The organism is Achromobacter sp. SX5 (assembly GCF_056711425.1).
Genome location: NZ_CM160041.1, coordinates 5,298,034 through 5,315,793, shown reverse-complemented (window position 1 = coordinate 5,315,793; position 17,760 = coordinate 5,298,034). Strand labels below are relative to the sequence as shown.

21 protein-coding genes are annotated in these 17,760 nt (G+C 68.1%); 6 read left to right on the top strand and 15 right to left on the bottom strand.

The features are described from left to right. Positions 1–76: 76 nt before the first annotated feature. Positions 77–1,093 carry an amino acid ABC transporter substrate-binding protein gene (locus tag AC1M14_RS24910; RefSeq protein ID WP_111826852.1) on the top strand — a complete coding sequence of 339 codons (1,017 nt, stop codon included), beginning with the start codon at positions 77–79 and terminating at the stop codon, positions 1,091–1,093. 10 nt (positions 1,094–1,103) lie between these two features. Here AC1M14_RS24910 and AC1M14_RS24905 read toward each other — a convergent pair whose 3' ends face one another. The 3 genes from AC1M14_RS24905 to dprA form a co-directional block, all read right to left on the bottom strand. Next, a complete protein-coding gene (locus AC1M14_RS24905; RefSeq protein ID WP_111826851.1) occupies positions 1,104–1,583 on the bottom strand; it encodes a hypothetical protein in 480 nt (159 codons plus the stop codon). Further along, positions 1,580–2,488, bottom strand: a complete 909-nt coding sequence (locus AC1M14_RS24900; RefSeq protein WP_102775252.1) for a hydroxymethylglutaryl-CoA lyase — start codon at positions 2,486–2,488, stop codon at positions 1,580–1,582. Before AC1M14_RS24900 ends, AC1M14_RS24905 begins: the two co-directional genes overlap by 4 nt. 63 nt (positions 2,489–2,551) lie before the next feature. Further along, positions 2,552–3,664, bottom strand: a complete 1,113-nt coding sequence (gene dprA / locus AC1M14_RS24895; protein ID WP_102775253.1) for a DNA-processing protein DprA — start codon at positions 3,662–3,664, stop codon at positions 2,552–2,554. 225 nt (positions 3,665–3,889) lie between these two features. Here dprA and def point away from each other — a divergent pair, with 225 nt between their 5' ends. Together def and fmt are read left to right on the top strand one after the other, a co-directional pair. Beyond that, positions 3,890–4,402, top strand: a complete 513-nt coding sequence (gene def / locus AC1M14_RS24890; RefSeq protein WP_479730617.1) for a peptide deformylase — start codon at positions 3,890–3,892, stop codon at positions 4,400–4,402. Between the two features lie 158 nt (positions 4,403–4,560). Further along, complete coding sequence (gene fmt / locus AC1M14_RS24885) at positions 4,561–5,502, top strand: methionyl-tRNA formyltransferase (protein ID WP_479730616.1); 942 nt, start codon at positions 4,561–4,563, stop codon at positions 5,500–5,502. A gap of 15 nt (positions 5,503–5,517) precedes the next feature. Here fmt and AC1M14_RS24880 read toward each other — a convergent pair whose 3' ends face one another. Genes AC1M14_RS24880 through AC1M14_RS24860 form a run of 5 tightly spaced genes read right to left on the bottom strand, consistent with a single transcriptional unit; the run spans position 5,518 to position 8,534 of the window. Then, entirely contained in the window at positions 5,518–6,033 is a 516-nt protein-coding gene (locus tag AC1M14_RS24880; RefSeq protein WP_102775256.1) for a class IV adenylate cyclase, read from the bottom strand. 17 nt (positions 6,034–6,050) lie between these two features. Further along, a complete protein-coding gene (locus AC1M14_RS24875) occupies positions 6,051–6,677 on the bottom strand; it encodes a pyridoxamine 5'-phosphate oxidase family protein (protein ID WP_102775257.1) in 627 nt (208 codons plus the stop codon). 16 nt (positions 6,678–6,693) lie between these two features. Beyond that, entirely contained in the window at positions 6,694–7,320 is a 627-nt protein-coding gene (locus AC1M14_RS24870) for an HAD hydrolase-like protein (RefSeq protein WP_102775258.1), read from the bottom strand. Positions 7,321–7,352: 32 nt separating this feature from the next. Beyond that, a complete protein-coding gene (locus AC1M14_RS24865) occupies positions 7,353–7,919 on the bottom strand; it encodes a hypothetical protein (RefSeq protein ID WP_209166683.1) in 567 nt (188 codons plus the stop codon). 27 nt (positions 7,920–7,946) lie between these two features. Beyond that, entirely contained in the window at positions 7,947–8,534 is a 588-nt protein-coding gene (locus AC1M14_RS24860) for an LOG family protein (protein ID WP_102775260.1), read from the bottom strand. A 222-nt stretch (positions 8,535–8,756) separates the two neighbouring features. On the opposite strand from AC1M14_RS24860, the gene AC1M14_RS24855 reads away from it, so the two are divergent. Next, entirely contained in the window at positions 8,757–9,302 is a 546-nt protein-coding gene (locus tag AC1M14_RS24855; RefSeq protein ID WP_102775261.1) for a ferritin-like domain-containing protein, read from the top strand. A 16-nt stretch (positions 9,303–9,318) separates the two neighbouring features. Here AC1M14_RS24855 and rimO read toward each other — a convergent pair whose 3' ends face one another. Beyond that, positions 9,319–10,629 carry a 30S ribosomal protein S12 methylthiotransferase RimO gene (rimO, locus tag AC1M14_RS24850; RefSeq protein WP_111826977.1) on the bottom strand — a complete coding sequence of 437 codons (1,311 nt, stop codon included), beginning with the start codon at positions 10,627–10,629 and terminating at the stop codon, positions 9,319–9,321. A 124-nt stretch (positions 10,630–10,753) separates the two neighbouring features. Beyond that, positions 10,754–11,017, bottom strand: coding sequence for a helix-turn-helix domain-containing protein (locus tag AC1M14_RS24845; RefSeq protein WP_102775269.1), 264 nt, complete (start codon positions 11,015–11,017; stop codon positions 10,754–10,756). 409 nt (positions 11,018–11,426) lie between these two features. On the opposite strand from AC1M14_RS24845, the gene AC1M14_RS24840 reads away from it, so the two are divergent. Next, positions 11,427–12,443: a cyclase family protein gene (locus tag AC1M14_RS24840; RefSeq protein ID WP_111826847.1), complete on the top strand. Its 1,017-nt coding sequence runs from the start codon at positions 11,427–11,429 to the stop codon at positions 12,441–12,443. Between the two features lie 51 nt (positions 12,444–12,494). Next, the gene (locus tag AC1M14_RS24835; RefSeq protein ID WP_102775271.1) at positions 12,495–13,466 is read left to right on the top strand and encodes a Bug family tripartite tricarboxylate transporter substrate binding protein; all 972 of its coding nucleotides are present in this window, start codon (positions 12,495–12,497) and stop codon (positions 13,464–13,466) included. A gap of 33 nt (positions 13,467–13,499) precedes the next feature. On the opposite strand, the gene AC1M14_RS24830 is transcribed toward AC1M14_RS24835, so the two are convergent. Genes AC1M14_RS24830 through AC1M14_RS24810 form a run of 5 tightly spaced genes read right to left on the bottom strand, consistent with a single transcriptional unit; the run spans position 13,500 to position 17,755 of the window. Beyond that, complete coding sequence (locus AC1M14_RS24830) at positions 13,500–14,579, bottom strand: NAD-dependent epimerase/dehydratase family protein (RefSeq protein WP_111826846.1); 1,080 nt, start codon at positions 14,577–14,579, stop codon at positions 13,500–13,502. After that, positions 14,576–15,445: a MaoC/PaaZ C-terminal domain-containing protein gene (locus AC1M14_RS24825; RefSeq protein ID WP_479730615.1), complete on the bottom strand. Its 870-nt coding sequence runs from the start codon at positions 15,443–15,445 to the stop codon at positions 14,576–14,578. Before AC1M14_RS24825 ends, AC1M14_RS24830 begins: the two co-directional genes overlap by 4 nt. A gap of 7 nt (positions 15,446–15,452) precedes the next feature. Then, positions 15,453–16,604, bottom strand: a complete 1,152-nt coding sequence (locus AC1M14_RS24820) for a thiolase (protein ID WP_479730614.1) — start codon at positions 16,602–16,604, stop codon at positions 15,453–15,455. Beyond that, positions 16,601–16,984, bottom strand: a complete 384-nt coding sequence (locus AC1M14_RS24815; RefSeq protein WP_111826843.1) for a Zn-ribbon domain-containing OB-fold protein — start codon at positions 16,982–16,984, stop codon at positions 16,601–16,603. The genes AC1M14_RS24820 and AC1M14_RS24815 overlap by 4 nt, the downstream gene beginning before the upstream one ends. A gap of 3 nt (positions 16,985–16,987) precedes the next feature. After that, on the bottom strand, positions 16,988–17,755 hold the full coding sequence (locus tag AC1M14_RS24810) for a crotonase/enoyl-CoA hydratase family protein (RefSeq protein ID WP_102775276.1): 768 nt from the start codon (positions 17,753–17,755) through the stop codon (positions 16,988–16,990). Between the last annotated feature and the right edge of the window lie 5 nt (positions 17,756–17,760).

Genomic DNA, 17,760 nt, shown 5'->3' with positions numbered 1-17,760 from the left:
GCGCGCGCGCTTCATGTCTATAAGATTGTTGGCTTCGGCGCGCTCCCGCGCCCTGAAGCACAACAGGAAACAGGTCATGAAGATTGCAAAAGGCTTGATGGGCGCGGCGCTCCTGATGGCGGCCGCGCAAGGCGCGCAGGCGGCCACGCTGGACGTGGTGCGCCAGCGCGGCGCGGTGGCTTGCGGCACGACGACCGGCTTCGCCGGGTTTTCCGCGCCCGACGCGCAGGGCAAGTGGCAGGGGCTGGACGTGGACCTGTGCCGCGCCATCGCCGCGGCCGTATTCGGCGACGCCAACAAGATCAAGGTCGTGCCGCTGAACTCGCAGCAGCGCTTCACCGCGCTGCAATCCGGCGAGGTCGACGTGCTGACCCGCAACACTACCGTGACGCAGCAGCGCGACACCGCGCTGGGCATCATCCACGCCGGCATCAACTTCTACGACGGCCAGGGTTTTCTGGTGCCCAAGTCGCTGGGCGTGAAAAGCGCCAAGGAAATCAACGGCGCCACGGTCTGTCTGCAGACCGGCACCTCGAACGAAAACACCCTGGCTGACTGGGCGCGCGCCAATAACGTGAGCTACAAGCCGGTCGTGATCGAAACCTTCAACGAGGTGGTCAACGCCTTCGCGGCGGGCCGCTGCGACGTCTTCAGCACCGACGCCTCGGGCCTGGCCTCGATCCGCATCTCCAAGCTGCAGAATCCCGACGACTACGTCGTGCTGCCCGAGATCATCTCGAAAGAGCCGCTGGGCCCGTTCGTGCGCCAGGGCGACGACGCCTGGCTGAACGTGGTGCGCTGGTCGCTGTCGGCCATGATCGAGGCCGAGGAATACGGCGTGACGTCCGCGAACGTGGACGAGCAGGCCAAGAGCGCCAACCCCAACATCAAGCGCATCCTCGGCGTGACCCCCGGCAGCGGCGCGAACCTGGGCCTGGACGAGAAGTGGGCATACAACATCATCAAGCAGGTGGGCAACTACGGCGAGAGCTTCGAGCGCAACGTCGGCCAGGGCAGCCCCCTGAAGATCCAGCGCGGCCTGAACGCGCAATGGACGCAGGGCGGGCTGATGTACGCCCTGCCGATACGCTGACGCGGCGCCTTCAGGCGCCGGGATGGCGGTAGAGTTCGGCGATCTTCATGAAGGCGGCGCGCAGTTCGCGCGTGCCGCCCTGGAAGATCATCGGCCGCCCGCGATGCGTGAACACCACCAGGCGCTTGGAGAACACCATGGGCACGAAGCGCGCGTAGCGCACGTCTTCCCAGGCCACTTCGCGGCGCGTGAACCAGGTCTGGCGCAGGCCGCGTTCGTCTATGGTGGTGATCGAGGTCTGCATGTGCCAGGACACGAACAGCAGCCCCAGGAAGCACAGCGCCACCACCACCATCAACAGCGTGTCGTAGGGCTGCGAAGGCGCGCGGATGGCGGTGGTCACCACCTGCACGCCCAGCACGGCCAGGATCACCCAGGTCAGGATGCGCACCCAGTCCGGCCATGCCTGCCCCGACAGCGGCAGCGGGCCGATCGCGCGCAGCAGCGCCGCGCGGTCTTCGGGAGCGGGTGCGCCAGTCGAAGCGCTCATGCCGCCCGTTTCGCGGCAATGGCGTTGCCGGCCCGGCTGGAGCCCTTGCGGTTCAGGTGGGCCGACATCCATTGCCCGATATCGACCACGGCGTCGAAGTCCACGCCGGTGTCGATGTCCAGGCCGCGCAGCATGTACAGCACGTCCTCGGTGGCCACGTTGCCGGTGGCGCCCTTGGCGTAGGGGCAGCCTCCCAGGCCGGCCACCGACGTGTGGAAGATGGAAATGCCGGTCTCCAGCGCCGCCAGGATGTTGGCCAGCGCCTGGCCGTAGGTGTCGTGGAAATGGCCGGAGACGCGCGCCGGATCGGCCACCCGCGTCACGGCGGCCATCACCTCGCGCACGCGCTTGGGCGTGCCCACGCCGATGGTGTCGGCCACGTCGATCTCGTCGACCTGCATGGCCAGGTAGCGCTGCACCACGTCCACCACGGCCTCGACCGGGACCTCGCCCTGGTACGGGCAGCCCAGCGCGCAGCTGATGCTGCCGCGCACGCGGATGCCGGCTTCGCGCGCGGCCTGCACCACGGGTTCGAAACGGGCGATGGATTCGGCGATGGAACAGTTGATGTTCTTTTGCGAAAAGGCCTCGCTGGCCGCGCCGAAGATCACGATTTCATCCGCGCCGGCGGCGCGCGCGCCCTCGAAACCCTTCATGTTGGGCGTGAGCACCGAATAGATGGTGCCGGGGCGGCGCTGGATGCGGGCCATCACGTCGGCGCCGTCGGCCATCTGCGGCACCCACTTGGGCGACACGAAGGACGCGGCTTCCACATTCGGAAAGCCGGCGGCGCTGAGCCGGTCGACCAGTTCCACCTTGATGTCGGTCGGCACGAATTCCTTTTCGTTCTGCAGGCCGTCGCGGGGCGACACCTCGACGATCTTTACGCGGGAGGGCAAAGCCATGTGTGTTCCTGTTCCGGGGTGCAATGGGCGCCGTGTGGCGGCGCGACCGTTCAATATTAGCGCCTACTTCAGGCGCTGGTATCGGCCGTCGTCCAGCCTGGCGATCCGTCCCTGGAGTTCCAGTTCCAGCAGTTGCGCCTGCAGCTCGCCGGTGGACAGCGCGCAGCGGGCCTGTATGGCGTCCAGGTGCAGCGGATCGAAGCCCAGCGCGTCCAGCACGGGATGGTCCGGCAGCGCGGCGGGCGCGGCCTGCGTGCCGCGCGCCGCGGGCATGGGGCCGCCGCCGAGTTCGTCGGTGATGTCGCTGGCGGTCTCCACCAGCTTGGCGCCCTGGCGGATCAGCGCATGGCAGCCGCGCGACAGCGGCGAATGGATCGAACCGGGGATGGCGAACACCTCGCGCCCGCTTTCGCCGGCCAGCCGCGCGGTGATCAGCGAGCCGCTCTGCCTGGCCGCCTCGACCACCAGCACGCCGCGCGCCAGCCCCGCCACGATGCGGTTGCGCTTGGGAAAGTGCTGCGGCTGCGCGCCGGTGCCCAGCGGCAGTTCGGACACCAGCGCGCCGTGCGCCGCGATGCGGTGCGCCAGCTCGCGGTGGCGCGCGGGATAAATGCGGTCGATGCCGGTGCCCATCACGGCCACCGTGCCGGCGCCGTCCGGGCCGGCCTCCAGCGCGCCCTCATGGGCCGCGCCGTCGATGCCCAGCGCCAGCCCGCTGACCACGCGCCAGCCGTGCGCGGCCAGGTGGCGCGCGAAGGCGCGCGCATTGTCGCAGCCGCCCGGCGTGGCGTTGCGCGCGCCCACCACCGCCAGCGAAGGCCCTTGCAGAAACGCCGGGTCGCCGGCCACGTACAGCAGGATGGGCGGGTCGGCGATGGTGAGCAGGCTTTGCGGATAGGTCGGGTCCGCCAGCGTCACCAGGTAGCGGCCGGGGGCGGCGGCCCATTCCAGCGCCTGCTCGACCTGCGCGGCCATCCCGGCCGGCATCGGCGCGGCCAGCTGGCGCGCCAGCGCCTCGGGCAGATGACGCGCCAGCGCCGTGGCGCGCTGCGCGTAGATCTGCTCGGGCAGGCCCAGCGCGCTGAGCAGCGTGCAGGCGGTGGCGGAACCGACGCCCGGCTCCAGGGACAGCCGCAGCCAGGCGGCGAGTTCGGAAGAAGATTGCGTGAGCGGCATGTCGCGGGCGCGTGCAGGATGATTCGGTGCGTGAGTGTCGCATGCGGTGTCGCATGGGCGCGCGCGCCGGCCGCGCCGGGTGGACGGAATTGCGCGCCGGCGGGGCGCCGGCAACCGGGGACGCGGCAATCCCGCCAATCCTGAAATTAGGCGAAAACTATTAGAAATCAAGACTCTAATGAATTAAACTCTTACTCAGCATCATTACCAGGCTCCCCCTTTTCAATGGCTTTACTTCCTATTCTTCGCTACCCGGACCCGCGCCTGCACAAAAAGGCCAAGCCGGTCGCCGAGGTCGATGACCGCATCCGCCAGCTCGTGCGCGACATGGCCGAAACCATGTACGACGCGCCGGGGGTGGGCCTGGCCGCAACCCAGGTCGACGTGCACGAGCGCGTCGTGGTGATCGACGTATCCGAGGAAAGCAACCAGCTGCTGGTCCTGATCAACCCCGAGATCACCTGGCGCAGCGACGACTACAAGGTCTACGAAGAGGGCTGCCTGTCGGTGCCCGGCATCTACGATGAAGTCGAGCGCGCCTCGCGCATCCGCTGCAAGGCTCTGGACATCGACGGCAAGCCCTTCGAGTTCGAAGCCGACGGCCTGCTGGCCGTCTGCGTGCAGCACGAACTCGACCACCTGGACGGCAAGGTGTTCGTCGAATACCTGTCCAACCTCAAGCAGAACCGCATTAAAACGAAGCTGAAAAAGGCCGAGCGCGAAGCGCTGAGAGCTTAACGGATAGGCCCACCCCCTACCCGCTGCGCGGGCCCCCTCAAGGGGGCGGCGCTGGCGGACCGGCGAAGCCGGCTCCGCGGCGCCCCGGATCGGGCAGGGCATCTGCATGCGCGGAAGCGCTATTCTTTGAGCCCCTGTTTCATTCTTTTCCAATTCCCATGCGCCTAGTCTTTGCCGGCACGCCGGAATTCGCCCGCATCGCCTTCGACGCCTTGCGGGCCGCCGGCCACGAAATTCCCCTGGTCATGACCCAGCCCGACCGTCCGGCCGGACGCGGGCTGAAGCTCACGCCCAGTCCCGTCAAGCAGGCGGCGCTGGACGCCGGCATCGAGGTGGCGCAGCCGCGCAGCCTGCGCCTGGACGGCCGCTATCCCGACGAGGCCGCGCAGGCGCGCGCGCTGTTGCAGGAAGCGGCGCCCGACGTGATGGTGGTGGCGGCCTATGGCCTGATCCTGCCGCAGTGGGTGCTGGACCTGCCGCGCCTGGGCTGCCTGAACATCCACGCCAGCCTGCTGCCGCGCTGGCGCGGGGCCGCGCCCATCCAGCGCGCCATCGAAGCGGGCGACGCGCAGACCGGCGTGACCATCATGCAGATGGATCAGGGCCTGGACACCGGCGACATGCTGCTCGAGCACGTGGTGCCGATCACGGCCGACACCAATGCGGCGCAGCTGCACGACGCGCTGGCCCAGGCCGGCGGCGAGGCCATCGTCGACGCGCTCGCGGCGCTGGCGCGGGGCGCACTGACCCCGCGCAGGCAGCCCGATGAAGGCGTCACCTACGCGGCCAAGCTCGACAAGGCCGAGGCCGCGCTGGACTGCGCCCAGCCGGCAGAACTGCTGGCGCGCCGGGTGCGCGCCTTCAACCCGGTGCCGGGCGCCAGCATCCGCCTGCCCGGCCTGGCCGATCCGGTGAAAGTGTGGCGCGCCCAGGCGCTGGACGAGACGTGCCCGGCCGAACCCGGCAGCGTGCTGCGCGCGGACGCCGCCGGCGTCGACATCGCCACCGGCCGCGGCGTGCTGCGTCTGCTCGAATTGCAGAAGGCGGGCGGCAAGCGCCAGCCCGTGGACGTGTTCGTGCGCGGCTGGCAGCTCGCCTGAATCCGCGGCCGGCCGTCAGGGCTGGCCGGCCAGCAGATCCAGATAGGCGCCGGACACCAGATGCTCGGGCGCCACGCCCAGCGCCTGCATCAGGCTGCGGGCCTCCTGCATGCCGGCCTCCACCGTTTCGCCGTCGCGCAGCACCACTTCCAGTTCCAGGAATTCGCCCAGGCCTTCGACCCGGTCCAGGTGGATGCGGGTGCGTCCGGTGATGTACAGCAGGCGCTGCTTGCGCACGCGGCCGATCGCGCCGTAGGCCAGCGCCAGCGTTTCGCGCAGCGCGTCGGGCGCGGCGGTCGGCGTGATGATATAGAAGCTTTCCTTGGGCCCGGTTTCGTCGTTGCGGCGGTAGAAAATCAGTTCGCCCGAGCCGTCGGCAAAGGCGCGCAGCTTCAGCCGGCCCCGGGCGCAGGCAAAGAAGGTGTCGTCCTGCGCGATATGCGTGGGCTCCTGGCCCGACAGCGCCGCCGCCAGCGGTTCGATGGCCGCGAGGCCGGGCACCCGGGCCTTGATCTCGACATTGCGCGCCATGCGGAGCCTGCCGGGTTTCAGTACAGGGTGCTGGCCGCCCGCGCGGGCAGCTCGCGGTCGTAGGCCACGCCGTCGATGGTGCCGGACGACAGGTCGGCCAGGATGCGGCCGGTGCTGGGCAGCGCGCTGCGCGGCACCTGCGTCTGCGGGTCCCACAGCTTCGAGCGCAGCAGTGCGCGCGAGCACTGGAAGAACACGGTCTGCACGTCGATGACCAGCACCGAGCGCGGCAGCTTGCCGTCCATCTCGAAGCGCGCGAGCAGGGCCGGCTCCACGCTGATGCGCGCGGTGCCGTTGACCCTCAGCGTCTCGCCCACGCCCGGCACCAGGAACAGCAGGGCGATGCGCGGATCGGCCAGCACGTTGCGCAGCGTGTCGATGCGGTTGTTGCCGCGGCGGTCCGGCAGCAACAGCGTCTTTTCGTCCTCCACCACCACGAAGCCGGCCGGGTCGCCGCGCGGCGAGGCGTCCAGCCCGCCGGGGCCGGCCGTCGCCACCATGGCGAAGGGCGCGGCTTCGATGAAGGCGCGGTAGTGCGGATGCACGTGATCCACTTCCTTCTTGATCGAGGCCTCGCCGGGCTCGCCGTATAGGTCCTTCAGGGCGGCGGCGTCGGAAATCAGGTGGGCGGGATCGAGATGCATGGCGATGGGCTCCGGTTCAGGCCAGGGTGGCGGGCAGGTCGGCGACAGTCAGGAACAGCTCGTCGGGGCTGCGCTCGCGCAGCGCCTCGACGTGGTTATAACCCCAGGCGACGGAGCCGACGCGCACGCCCGCCTTGCGGGCGGCGTCGATGTCGCGCATTTCGTCGCCCACCAGCAGGAAGCGTTCCGGCGCGGTGCCGTGCTGCCTGAGCAGGCGGTCGATCTTGGCGGACTTGCCGAACAGGTCGGTGCCGCATTCGAAATCGTCGAACAGCGCGGCGGTCTGCTCGCCCAGCACGCGCCGCACGTTCTCGATGGAATTCGAACTGACCACGGCCAGGCGCAGCCCGGCCGCCTTCAGCCGCGCCAGCGCGTCCGGGATGCCGTCGAACAGCTGCACGCTGGGGTCGATCTCCTGCATCAGCGTGCGCACGTGGGCCATGATGGCCGGCAGCTTCCACAGCGGAATGCCGAGGTACTTCAGGATCTCGGCGGCCTCGCGGTGGCGCAGCTGGTCGCGCTCGGCGGCGTCGATCTTGCGAAAGCCGTATTTGTCGGCCACCGTGTTGAGGATGGAATTGAACCAGGGCATGGTGTCGGCCAGGGTTCCGTCGAAGTCGAAAGCGGCGAGGTCGTATTTCAAGTGCAGGGTCCAGTGCGCGTCCGGCGCCGGCGTCAGACGCCGTCGGGGTGGAGGAGGTAGTGCACGACCGGCGCCAGGGCTTCCAGCGGCGGGGCGCCGGCCACGACGCGGGCCGCGTCGGTCCACGGATAGTCCAGCGCCAGCAGCCAGCCGAAGACCGCGTCGGCGTCGGCGGCGGGCAGCGTCACCATGGTCTCGATGGTGATGACCAGGCTGGAGGCGCGGTAGGGCTGCGGCTGGAATTCCCAGTCATAGCGGCCACAGCCCACGCGCACGTTGCCGCTGGCCTTTTCGGTCATGCCGACGATCCAGTCGCAGCGGTAGCCCGGCAGCTGCGCGCCGGCCTCGGGCCGCGACAGATAGAAGGTGTAGACGTTGTCGTAGGTCTGGCCGAACTTGCGCACCAGCGTGTCGGCGATGGCCGCCAGGCCATGCGATTCCGGCGGGAAGGCGATGGCCTGCGTGCGCAGCGCCATCTTCAGCACCGCGTCCGGCGCGAACGCGCGCGCCATGTAGTGCGGGCGGTTCTCGTCCTTGGCGTGGAAATAGTCGCGCAAGACGGATTCGGTGCTGGCGGGGGGCAATGTAGCGGGGGACATCGCAAGAGCTTCCATGAATTGGGGGCGTCAGGCCTTGACCGGGTCGAACCACTTCGAGACGTTGGGCGGCTCGTAGATGGCGTAGCGGTCCAGCAGCAGGGCGGGGTCGGATTCCACCACCAGCATGTCGCGATGCTGGGGGCGGATGAATTCCTCGTCGACGGCGTGGTCCACGAACCGGACCAGCGCGTCGTAATAGCCCGCCGTGTTCAGCAGGCCGCAGGGCTTCTGGTGCATGTTCAGCTGCGCCCAGGTCCAGACCTCGAAGAATTCTTCCAGCGTGCCGGCGCCGCCGGGCAGCGCGATGAATCCATCGGCCTTCTCCATCATCATGGCCTTGCGCTCGTGCATGCTCTGCACCAGGTGCAGCTCGGTCAGGCCGCGGTGCGCCTGTTCCTTTTTCTGCAGCAGTTCCGGGATCACGCCGATCACGCGGCCGCCGCCGGCCAGCACTTCATTGGCCACCACGCCCATGATGCCGACCACCGATCCGCCGTACACCAGCCCCAGATCGCGCTTGACCAGCTCCCTGGCCAGCACGCGGGCCTGCTCGATGTAGTCCGGCCGCGATCCGGGGTTGGAGCCGCAATACACGCAAATGTTCTTCAGAGTCATAGGGTTCGGGCGACGCTGTCCCGTTACAGATTGCGTCACGGGTTTTCGGGAAGCCCATAGTTTACGCAAGGTTCCCGAAGCATCCCCGGCCGCCGCCGTATTCGGGGCCAGGGGCAATGTTTCGACACAGCATGTTCCGCCACGATCGGTAGACTGGGAGCTACGGATCGACTGGAAGCCCCAGGTCGCAGCGCTTTCACTTAACCCAAGAGGAGCCACGATATGGAACAAGCAACCCGTACCCGCCCGTTCGACATGGACGTCAAGGCCATACGCGCCAAGGCCCGCCAGGACATCGAATCCGGCGCCGTCACCGACACCTACCGCGCCGACCGGCAGACCGTGCTCAAGCTGCTCAACGAGGCGCTGGCCACCGAAATCGTCTGTGTGCTGCGCTACAAGCGCCACTACTTCATGGCGCGCGGCCTGAACGCCGAACCCGTCGCCGCCGAATTCGCCGAACACGCCACGCAGGAACAGGAACACGCCGACCGGCTGTGCGAACGCATCGTGCAGCTGGGCGGCGAGCCCAACCTGTCGCCCAAGGGCCTGCTCGACCGCAGCCATTCCGAGTACGTCGAAGGCACTACGCTGGTGGACATGATCAAGGAGAACCTGATCGCCGAACGCATCGCCATCGACAGCTATCGCCAGATGATCGAGTACATCGGCGAGCAGGACTCCACCACGCGCCGCCTTCTTGAAGAGATCCTGGCCGTGGAAGAGGAGCATGCCGACGACATGTCGGACTTCCTGGCCAAGCGTTGAACGGCGGCGCGCGCCGTCAGAGGGCGTCGGCCCAGAGGTCGTACTCGTCGGAATCGGTGACGCGCGCGCGCACCATGTCGCCCGCCTTCAGCGGGCGCTCGGCGCTCACGTAGACGCAGCCGTCGATCTCCGGCGCGTCGCCGGCGCTGCGGCCCACGGCGCCGTCCTCGTCCACTTCGTCGATCAGCACGTCGATCTCGCGGCCCACCTTGCGTTTCAGGCGGGCGGCCGAGATGGACTGCTGCAGCTCCATGAAGCGCTCCCAGCGTTCCTGCTTGACCTCGTCGGGCACCGGGTCGGCCAGCTGGTTGGCGGGCGCGCCTTCCACCGGTGAATACTGGAAGCAGCCCACGCGGTCCAGCTGCGCTTCCTGCATCCAGTCCAGCAGGTACTGGAAGTCCTCTTCGGTTTCCCCGGGGAAACCGACGATGAAGGTCGAACGGATCGTCAGGTCCGGGCAGATCTCGCGCCAGCGCTTGATCCGCGCCAGCGTCTTGTCTTCGAAGGCCGGACGCTTCATGGCCTTGAGGATGCGCGGGCTGGCGTGCTGGAACGGGATGTCCAGGTACGGCAGGATCTTGCCTTCGGCCATCAGCGGAATCACCTCGTCCACGTGCGGATACGGATAGACGTAGTGCAGGCGCGTCCACACGCCCATCTCGGACAAGGCCGTACAGAGTTCGGTCATGCGCGTCTTCACCGGGCGGCCGTTCCAGAAGCCGCTGCGGTACTTCACGTCCACGCCGTAGGCGCTGGTGTCCTGCGAAATCACCAGCAGTTCCTTCACGCCGGCCTTGACCAGGCGTTCGGCCTCGTTGAGCACGTCGCCCACCGGCCGGCTGACCAGGTCGCCGCGCATCGACGGGATGATGCAGAAACTGCAGCGGTGGTTGCAGCCTTCCGAAATCTTCAGATAGGCGTAGTGGCGCGGCGTGAGCTTCACGCCCTGCGGCGGCACCAGGTCCAGGTAGGGGTTGTGGTCCTTCCTGGGCGGCGCGGCCTCGTGCACGGCGCGCACGACCTCTTCGTACTGCTGCGGCCCGGTCACCGCCAGCACGCTGGGGTGCACGTCGCGGATCACCGATTCCTCCACGCCCATGCAGCCGGTCACGATGACCTTGCCGTTCTCGGCCAGCGCCTCGCCGATCGCTTCCAGCGACTCCGCCTTGGCGCTGTCGATGAACCCGCAGGTATTGACCACCACCACGTCGGCGTCATCGTAGTCGGGCGTGACCTGGTAGCCTTCGGTGCGCAGCTGGGTCAGGATGCGTTCGGAATCGACCAGCGCTTTCGGGCAGCCGAGCGACACGAACCCTACGCGCGGCACGCGGCCGTCTGCGGCGGCCGCGGCGATCGCGTCGCCCAGTTGCTTGCCGGTTTCGTTCGCGGGCGCCTTGACGTCAGCGTTGACGGAGCCTTTGCCGGCCCGGGATTTTTCCTGAATTTCCAATCTAGTTCACCGTAGTGTTCGTGTCGTCCGCATGCCAGGGCGGCAGGTCGCGCAGTGTTTCCGGGTGCAGGATGGCGACGCGCAACAGGGTCTTGGCCGCGCCCGAAGGGTTGCGGCGGCCCTGTTCCCAGTCCTGCAGGGTACGCACGCTGACGCCCAGCAGTTCCGCGAAATCCGCCTGGGGCAGGCCGACGCGGCTGCGTGCTTCGCTGATGCGCGACGGCTGCCACCGGGCGGCATGTGCCGGTGGGGCTGCTTTTTTCATGACTCGTTCGAAGGTCGGGCGGCGCCTGGCTGCGGCCGCCCAGGGATACAGACCGTCGTGCCGGGGAAGGCGACGAGGGGTAGGGCGTGATTATACGGCATTGCCGTAGGCGCGCATTTGAGGGGCGTGCAACGGCGCCGCCGATCGGCCCGTGCGCGCGAGCGGGCGTCTGCCCTGAGCAGACGCGGCCGCTGGCCAGCCTAAAGATACCTATCGGTACCTTTGTGATAGCGTCCATTTATTCTTATAAATACCTATTTATTAAGGGTAATTTCCTAGGGTATGCCCTCAAATTGACTTATCTAGATACTGCATAGTATGTTCTACCCAGAAAGTGACCCCGCAGGAGACAGGCGCGCGTAGGGTTCACTCACCGGCTCACCAACCCATGGCAAGGATGTCTGGAAATATGGATACCCCACGTTGGAAGCAGCGTCCGGAGGGGTCGAATTGGGGCGATTTCGGCCCCGACGACCAAATCGGCCGCATGAATCTGCTGACCCCGCAAACCCGCTTGCGCGCATTTCGCGAGGTTCAGGAAGGCTTGGCCTTCTGCCTCAGTCTGCCGCTCGACTATCCCGGCGGGAACACCTTGTTCCAGCATCGCCGCGAACCGCAGTTCTCTTACGACAGGCGCGGCGATGGCTACAACTACAACTACCGCCTGTCGCAGGTCTGTCCCTGCTTCAACGACGTCGTCTCCGACGATGCGGTGCTGATGTTCCTGCAGTACTCGACCCAATGGGACGGACTGGGTCATGTCGGGCAGATGTTCGACGCCAATGGCGACGGCCTTCCCGAAAAGGTCTATTACAACGGCTACCGGGGCGGCCTGGAGGTGGTCGGCCCGGACGACGCCAAGAGCGGCCTGGGGGCCAAGGCCATCGGCATCGAGCGCATGGCGACCGCCGGCGTGCAGGGGCGGGGGGTGATGGTCGATCTGGAACGCCGCTACGGGCGCGAGCGCGCCCTGGTCGGCTATGACGAGCTCATGGCGGCCCTGGAGGGCGTCACGGTGTTGCCGGGCGACTTTCTTTGTCTTTATACGGGTTTCGCCGACCTGGTCCTCGAAATGAACAAGCAGCCCGACGGGGAAGTCCTGGCGCGCTCCTGCGCCGTGCTCGACGGCCGGGATGAGCGGTTGCTGCAATGGATTACCGATTCCGGCATCGTGGCGATCTGCGCCGACAACTTTGCGGTAGAGGCGTATCCGGCCACGCCGGGCAAGGGCGAGCACTACCCGGGCCTGCCCTTGCATGCGCACTGCCTGTTCAAGCTGGGGCTGCATCTGGGTGAGCTCTGGTACTTCGCCGAGCTGGCGCAATGGCTGCGCGAGCATGGGCGCAGCACTTTCCTGTTGACCGCGCCGCCCCTGCGCCTGCCCGGCGCGGTGGGTTCGCCCGTCACGCCAGTCGCCACCGTCTGACTCCGCCGGGCGGGATGCCCGGCTTTCAATTGCTTTTATTCGGAGACCGCAATGCTCGCTCGCATTCCGGCCTGGACCCTCGCGGTCCTGGCCAGCCTCGCGCCGCTGGCGCACGCCGCCCCGGGTTATCCCGACAAACCGGTAACGCTCGTCATCCCTTTCCCGCCCGGGGGCACCAGCGATGTGGTGGGCCGGCAGCTCGCCATGCAGCTGGGCGAGGAACTGGGCGGAACGTTCGTCGTGAACAACAAGGCCGGCGCGTCCAGCATGATCGGCGCCACCTTCGTGGCCCGCGCGCCCAAGGACGGCTACACCTTGCTGCTGTCGTCCGGCAGCACCTTCACCGTCACGCCGCACCTGATGACGCAGATGTCGTACACGCTGGACGACTTCGCGCCGGTCTCGGCCGTTGCAACGGTGCCGTTCGCCTTCGTGGTGAAGAAGGACTTTCCGGCCCGGACCGTGGCCGATTACGCCGCCTACGCCAAGGCCCATCCCGGCAAGATCAACAATGCCACCAATGGGCTGGGCAGCATGGTGCACCTGCTGGGCGAGCTGGCCGCAACCGGCATGGGCGTGGAGGTGACCCAGGTGCACTACAAGGGCGCCGCCCCGGCGACCGTGGACATGATCGGCGGCGTGGTCGATTCCAACGTGGAGGCGCTCACCAGCGCGGTGCCGAATGTGCGGGCGGGGCAGTATCGGGCGCTCGCCGTGTTGAGTCCGCAGCGCCAGCCGTTGTTGCCCGACGTGCCCACGTTCGCCGAACTGGGCTATCCGGAGATCGTCGGGGAAACCTGGTACGCGGTGTTTGCGCCGGCCGGCACGCCGCCCGCGGTGGTGGAAAAGCTGAACGGCGCATTGCGCAAGATCACGGCATCGCCGCAATTCGTCAAGACCATGCAGCAGATCGGCAATCAGCCGCGCAGCAGCAGTCCGGAAGAGCTGCGGGAGATCACCCTGCGCGAAAGCCGGCGTTGGGGCGATCTCATCGAGAAACTGAATATCCCGCCCGTGCAGTAGGCGCAGGGACGGGGCGCCCCGGCGGCGCCCCGTTCAGCGCGGCAGATAACCCAGCGCCTGCATTGCGCGCAGATGATCGAGCACCGCCTCCTCGCTATCGATGCAGTCGCCGAAACCCGCCTGGCGCAGCTTGATGGTCGATACGAGCGGGGGCAGCGGCAGCGGATGTTGCGCCGACCATGTCGCATCGGCGTACTGCCACGACAGCCCGATAAGGTCCGAAAGTTCCTCCACCCGCAGCCGTTCGCGCCGCGCGATCCCGCGCCACGCCCGGGCTTCGCCCGGCATGGCTTCGCGCATGCGGGTGCGCACCGGCTCTCCCAGCGGCATGTCGAAGAACTCCGCCAGGCGTTCGAACAGCTGGCGCCAGACGATCACGTCGCCATTGGCGATATTGAACGCTTCGCCCGAGGCCTGCGGCGCGTCCCAGGCCCATTCGACCGCCCGGGCGATCAGGCGCGCGTCAGTACACTCCGTCAGCAGCTCCGGATGTCCCGGGTAGGCCAGCGGCTGCCCGGCCTCGCGCAACAGCGCGGCGTACGCTCCCAGCGTGGCGACCGGATTCATGGCGCTGCCCAGGGCAACCCCAAGCACGATCTGGGGGCGGAAGATCGTCCAGCCGAATCCCCGCCGCCGCGCCAGTTCGGCCACCAGGTCCTGCTGGTCGAAATAGAAGTTCGCGTGGTCGCGCACGGCGTCCTGCTCGCGCGCCGGAACGTGCCTCATCTGGCCGTTATGCACGCCGTATGCCTTGGTCCCCTGCAACAGGGTTACGTGCGCGAGGGGCGCGCCGTCCAGCGCCGACAGCGTGTTGGCCAGCATCCGCGTGTTGAGGGCGACATTGTCCGGGTCCCGCCAGCCTTTGAGCAGGTCGGCCTGCTCATTCAGGGCGGCGTAGACCAGGTGGGTCGTGTCGCGGTGGCCGGCCAGGGCCCGCCGCGTCGCGTCGGCGTCCCGGAGGTCCGCCGAAATCCAGGTCGCTGCCGGCGCGAAGTCGGCCGTGCGGCGCGACAGCCCCGCGCACTGTATGCCCGGCCTGCCCCCCATATGCTCCATGACGGCCCGGCCCACCACCCCGAGGGCGCCCACCACCAGCACTTTTCTCGCTGTCATTGGCCTGCTCCGAATTCCAACGCGCCGTTATCGATGGCTATCGCGTCGCGTTCGGCCACCACGGCGCAAAAGCGCGCCCGCCCGGGTTCGTCCTGCCACACGTCCAGCCGCAGCGTCTCGCCGGGATAGACCGGCGCGCGAAACCGGCCGCTCATCGCGCGTAACCGTTCCGGCGCGCCGCCGCAGCACAGGCGCACCAGGCCATGCCCGGCTACGCCGAAACTGGCCATGCCGTGCAGGATGGGACGGTCGAATCCAGCCGCGCGCGCGGCCGCGGGATCGATGTGCAGCGGGTTCAGGTCGGCCGAAAGGCGGTAGATGAGCGCTGCCTGCGGCGAGGTCGGGCATTCGGTGCGCTGATCGGGCTCGCGCTCGGGCAAGGGCGCAGGCGCCGGGCGCACCGATGGCGCGCCGCCGAAGCCGCCATCGCCGCGGCAGAACACGGTCTGCTGCATGGTGGCCACCAACGCGCCATCCTCCATGTCGAACAGATCGCGCTCGGCGTACAGCAAGGCGCCTTTGCCTGGCCCCTTGTCGGCCAGGTCGACGATGCGCGTCGCGCTCCTGACCCGCCCCTGGGCGGCGAGCGGCCGGTGCAGCCGGATGGACTGCTCGCCATGCACCGTGCGCCGCCAATCCAGGCCCAGCGGCAGGTCGCGCAGCCAGAAGCCGGGATCGGCCAGCACATTGACCAGGGTGGGCTGGACCTTCAGGCGGGTTTCGTCGACGAAGGCGAGATCCGCCTCGTCGGCCGGATGCATGCCGGCGCCGAGCGCGAGCGAATAGAGCACGCAGTCGCGCCAGCCGTACTGCTGAACGGAGTCGGGGATGCGCGCGGCCAGCAGCGCTTCTGGATCGATGGGCATACGGGCCTCACAAGGTGTCGGCGGTGCCGAGGATGGCCGTGGCCTGGCTGGACAGCACGCCGCCGTTGGCATGCGCCAGCGAGACGCGGGCATCCGGCACTTGCCGTTCGCCCGCCTCGCCGCGCAGTTGCTGCACCGACTCCAGCAGGGTGAACAGGCCATACATGCCGGGATGATTGCAGGAGAGGCCGCCGCCATTGGTATTCACCGCCAGCCTGCCCCCGGGCGCGATCGCGCCGCCGGCGACGAAGCTTCCGCCTTCGCCCTTGGCGCAGAAGCCCAGGTCCTCCAGGAACAGAATGGTATTGATGGTGAAGGCGTCATAGAGCATCACGTGGTCGATATCGCGCGCCGACAGCCCGGCCATGGCGTACGCACGCTGTCCGGACTCGACCGCGCAGGTGGTGGACAGATCCGGCATCGCCGAGATCTGGCGGTGGCTGACCGCCACGCCCGTTCCCAGTACGTAAACGGGCGGCCGGCGCAGATCGCGCGCCCGTTCCGCGCTGACCAGCACCACGGCCGCGCCGCCGTCGGTTACCAGGCAACAGTCCGCCTTGCTGAGCGGGTCGCTGATCATGCGCGAGGCCAGCACGTCGTCGCGTGTGAGCGCGCCGCGCGCGTAGGCGTCGGGATTGCGCTGCGCCCACAGGCGGGCCGCCACCGCCACGTCGGCCAGCTGTTCGCGGGTAGTTCCGTATTGGTGCATGTGCCGGGCGGCCGCGAGCGCATAGCTGGAAATCGGATAGCGCGGCGCGAACGGCGTTTCGTAGGGCTGCGGATCGGGCATGGAGGCCAGCTTGCCGCCGGCCGTCAGCTGATTCGAGCCGTAGCAGATCAATGCCACGTCGCAAAGGCCTGTCTCCAGCGCGGCCATGGCCGATTGCAGGTGGAACAGGAACGATGCGCCGCCCACCATGGTGCCGTCGGCCTGGCGCGGGCGGATGCCCAGGCGCTCGGCCACGTTGAGCACGGGCAGCCCGGACGTGGACATGGCGCAGTAAAGGCCGTCGACGTCGCGCAGTCCCAGTCCGCAATCCTCCAGCGCCAGGACCGCCGCTTCCTGCAGTTGGTCGAAGGGCGAACGATCGGGGGAATTCCAGCGTCGGGTGTTGCCGATCCCCGCGATCGCGCAACGGCCACGCAGGCGGGCGCTCATGGGCGTTCTCCTGCGGCGTCGAACACGACGTAGGCGCCTTCATCGCCGGAAACGATGCGGGCGCGGACAGGCAGGCCGATCGCGGGCGAGGAAGCGCCTTCGATGCGCGTCATCATGCGGGCACCGCCTTCCACTTCGACCAGCGCCACGTTGTAATCGCCGGCGCGGTCGCGTACGGTCGTCGTCGAATACACCACGCCCAGTCCGGGCGATTCCCGCCACGTCAATCGCGGACTGCCGCAAGCCCGGCACACCAGGGCAGGCGGAAACCGCACGCTGGCGCAGTCGTCGCAGTGCTGCAACAGAATCCGGCCTTCCAGCAGGCCCGCCTGATGATGGGCGTCAGGCCCCGGCCCATCGAAACGCGCGTCGCTTGCCATGTCCTACCTCCCTTGCCAGATGGGGGCGCGCTTCTCGGCGAACGCTGCCGAACCTTCGCGCGCGTCGGCCGAGGTGAAGACGTGTTCGGTCAGTTCGGTCTGGCGTTGCCAGATTTCATCCGCCGGCCAGCCCTGCGACTCCACGATGACGCGCTTGCTTGCCGCCACCGCCAAGGGCCCGTTGGCCACGATGCGGCGCGCCAGCTCGCGGGCGCGCTGGAGCGCTTCGCCAGGGGCGCTGACCTGATTGATCAGGCCATAGCCCAACGCCCGCGTTGCGGGGAACATGTCGCCGGTGAGCGCCAGTTCCAGGGCCACCCGATAAGGCAGTTGCCGTGGCAGGCGCACGAGGCCGCCCGCGGTGGCGGCCAGGCCGCGTTTGACCTCGGGCACGCCGAACTGGGCATTTTCGGCGGCAACCACCAGATCGCAGGCCAGCACCAGCTCGAAACCGCCCGCCAGCGCGTAGCCTTCTACGGCGGCGATGAGCGGCTTTTTCGGCGGACGCATGGTCAGGCCGCCGAATCCGCGACCCTCGATGCTGGGACGCTCGCCGCGCAGGAAACCTTTCAGGTCCATCCCGGCGCAGAACGATCCGCCGGCGCCCGTCAGGATACCGATGCGCAGATCGTCGCGGGCATCCAGTTCGTCCACGGCCGCCGCGATCGCGCGCGCCACGGCCAGCGTCACGGCGTTGCGGGCCTGGGGCCGGTTGATGGTGATCGTCAATATGCCTTCGCTGCTTTCCAGCAATACTTCGTCCTGCTCCATGGCGG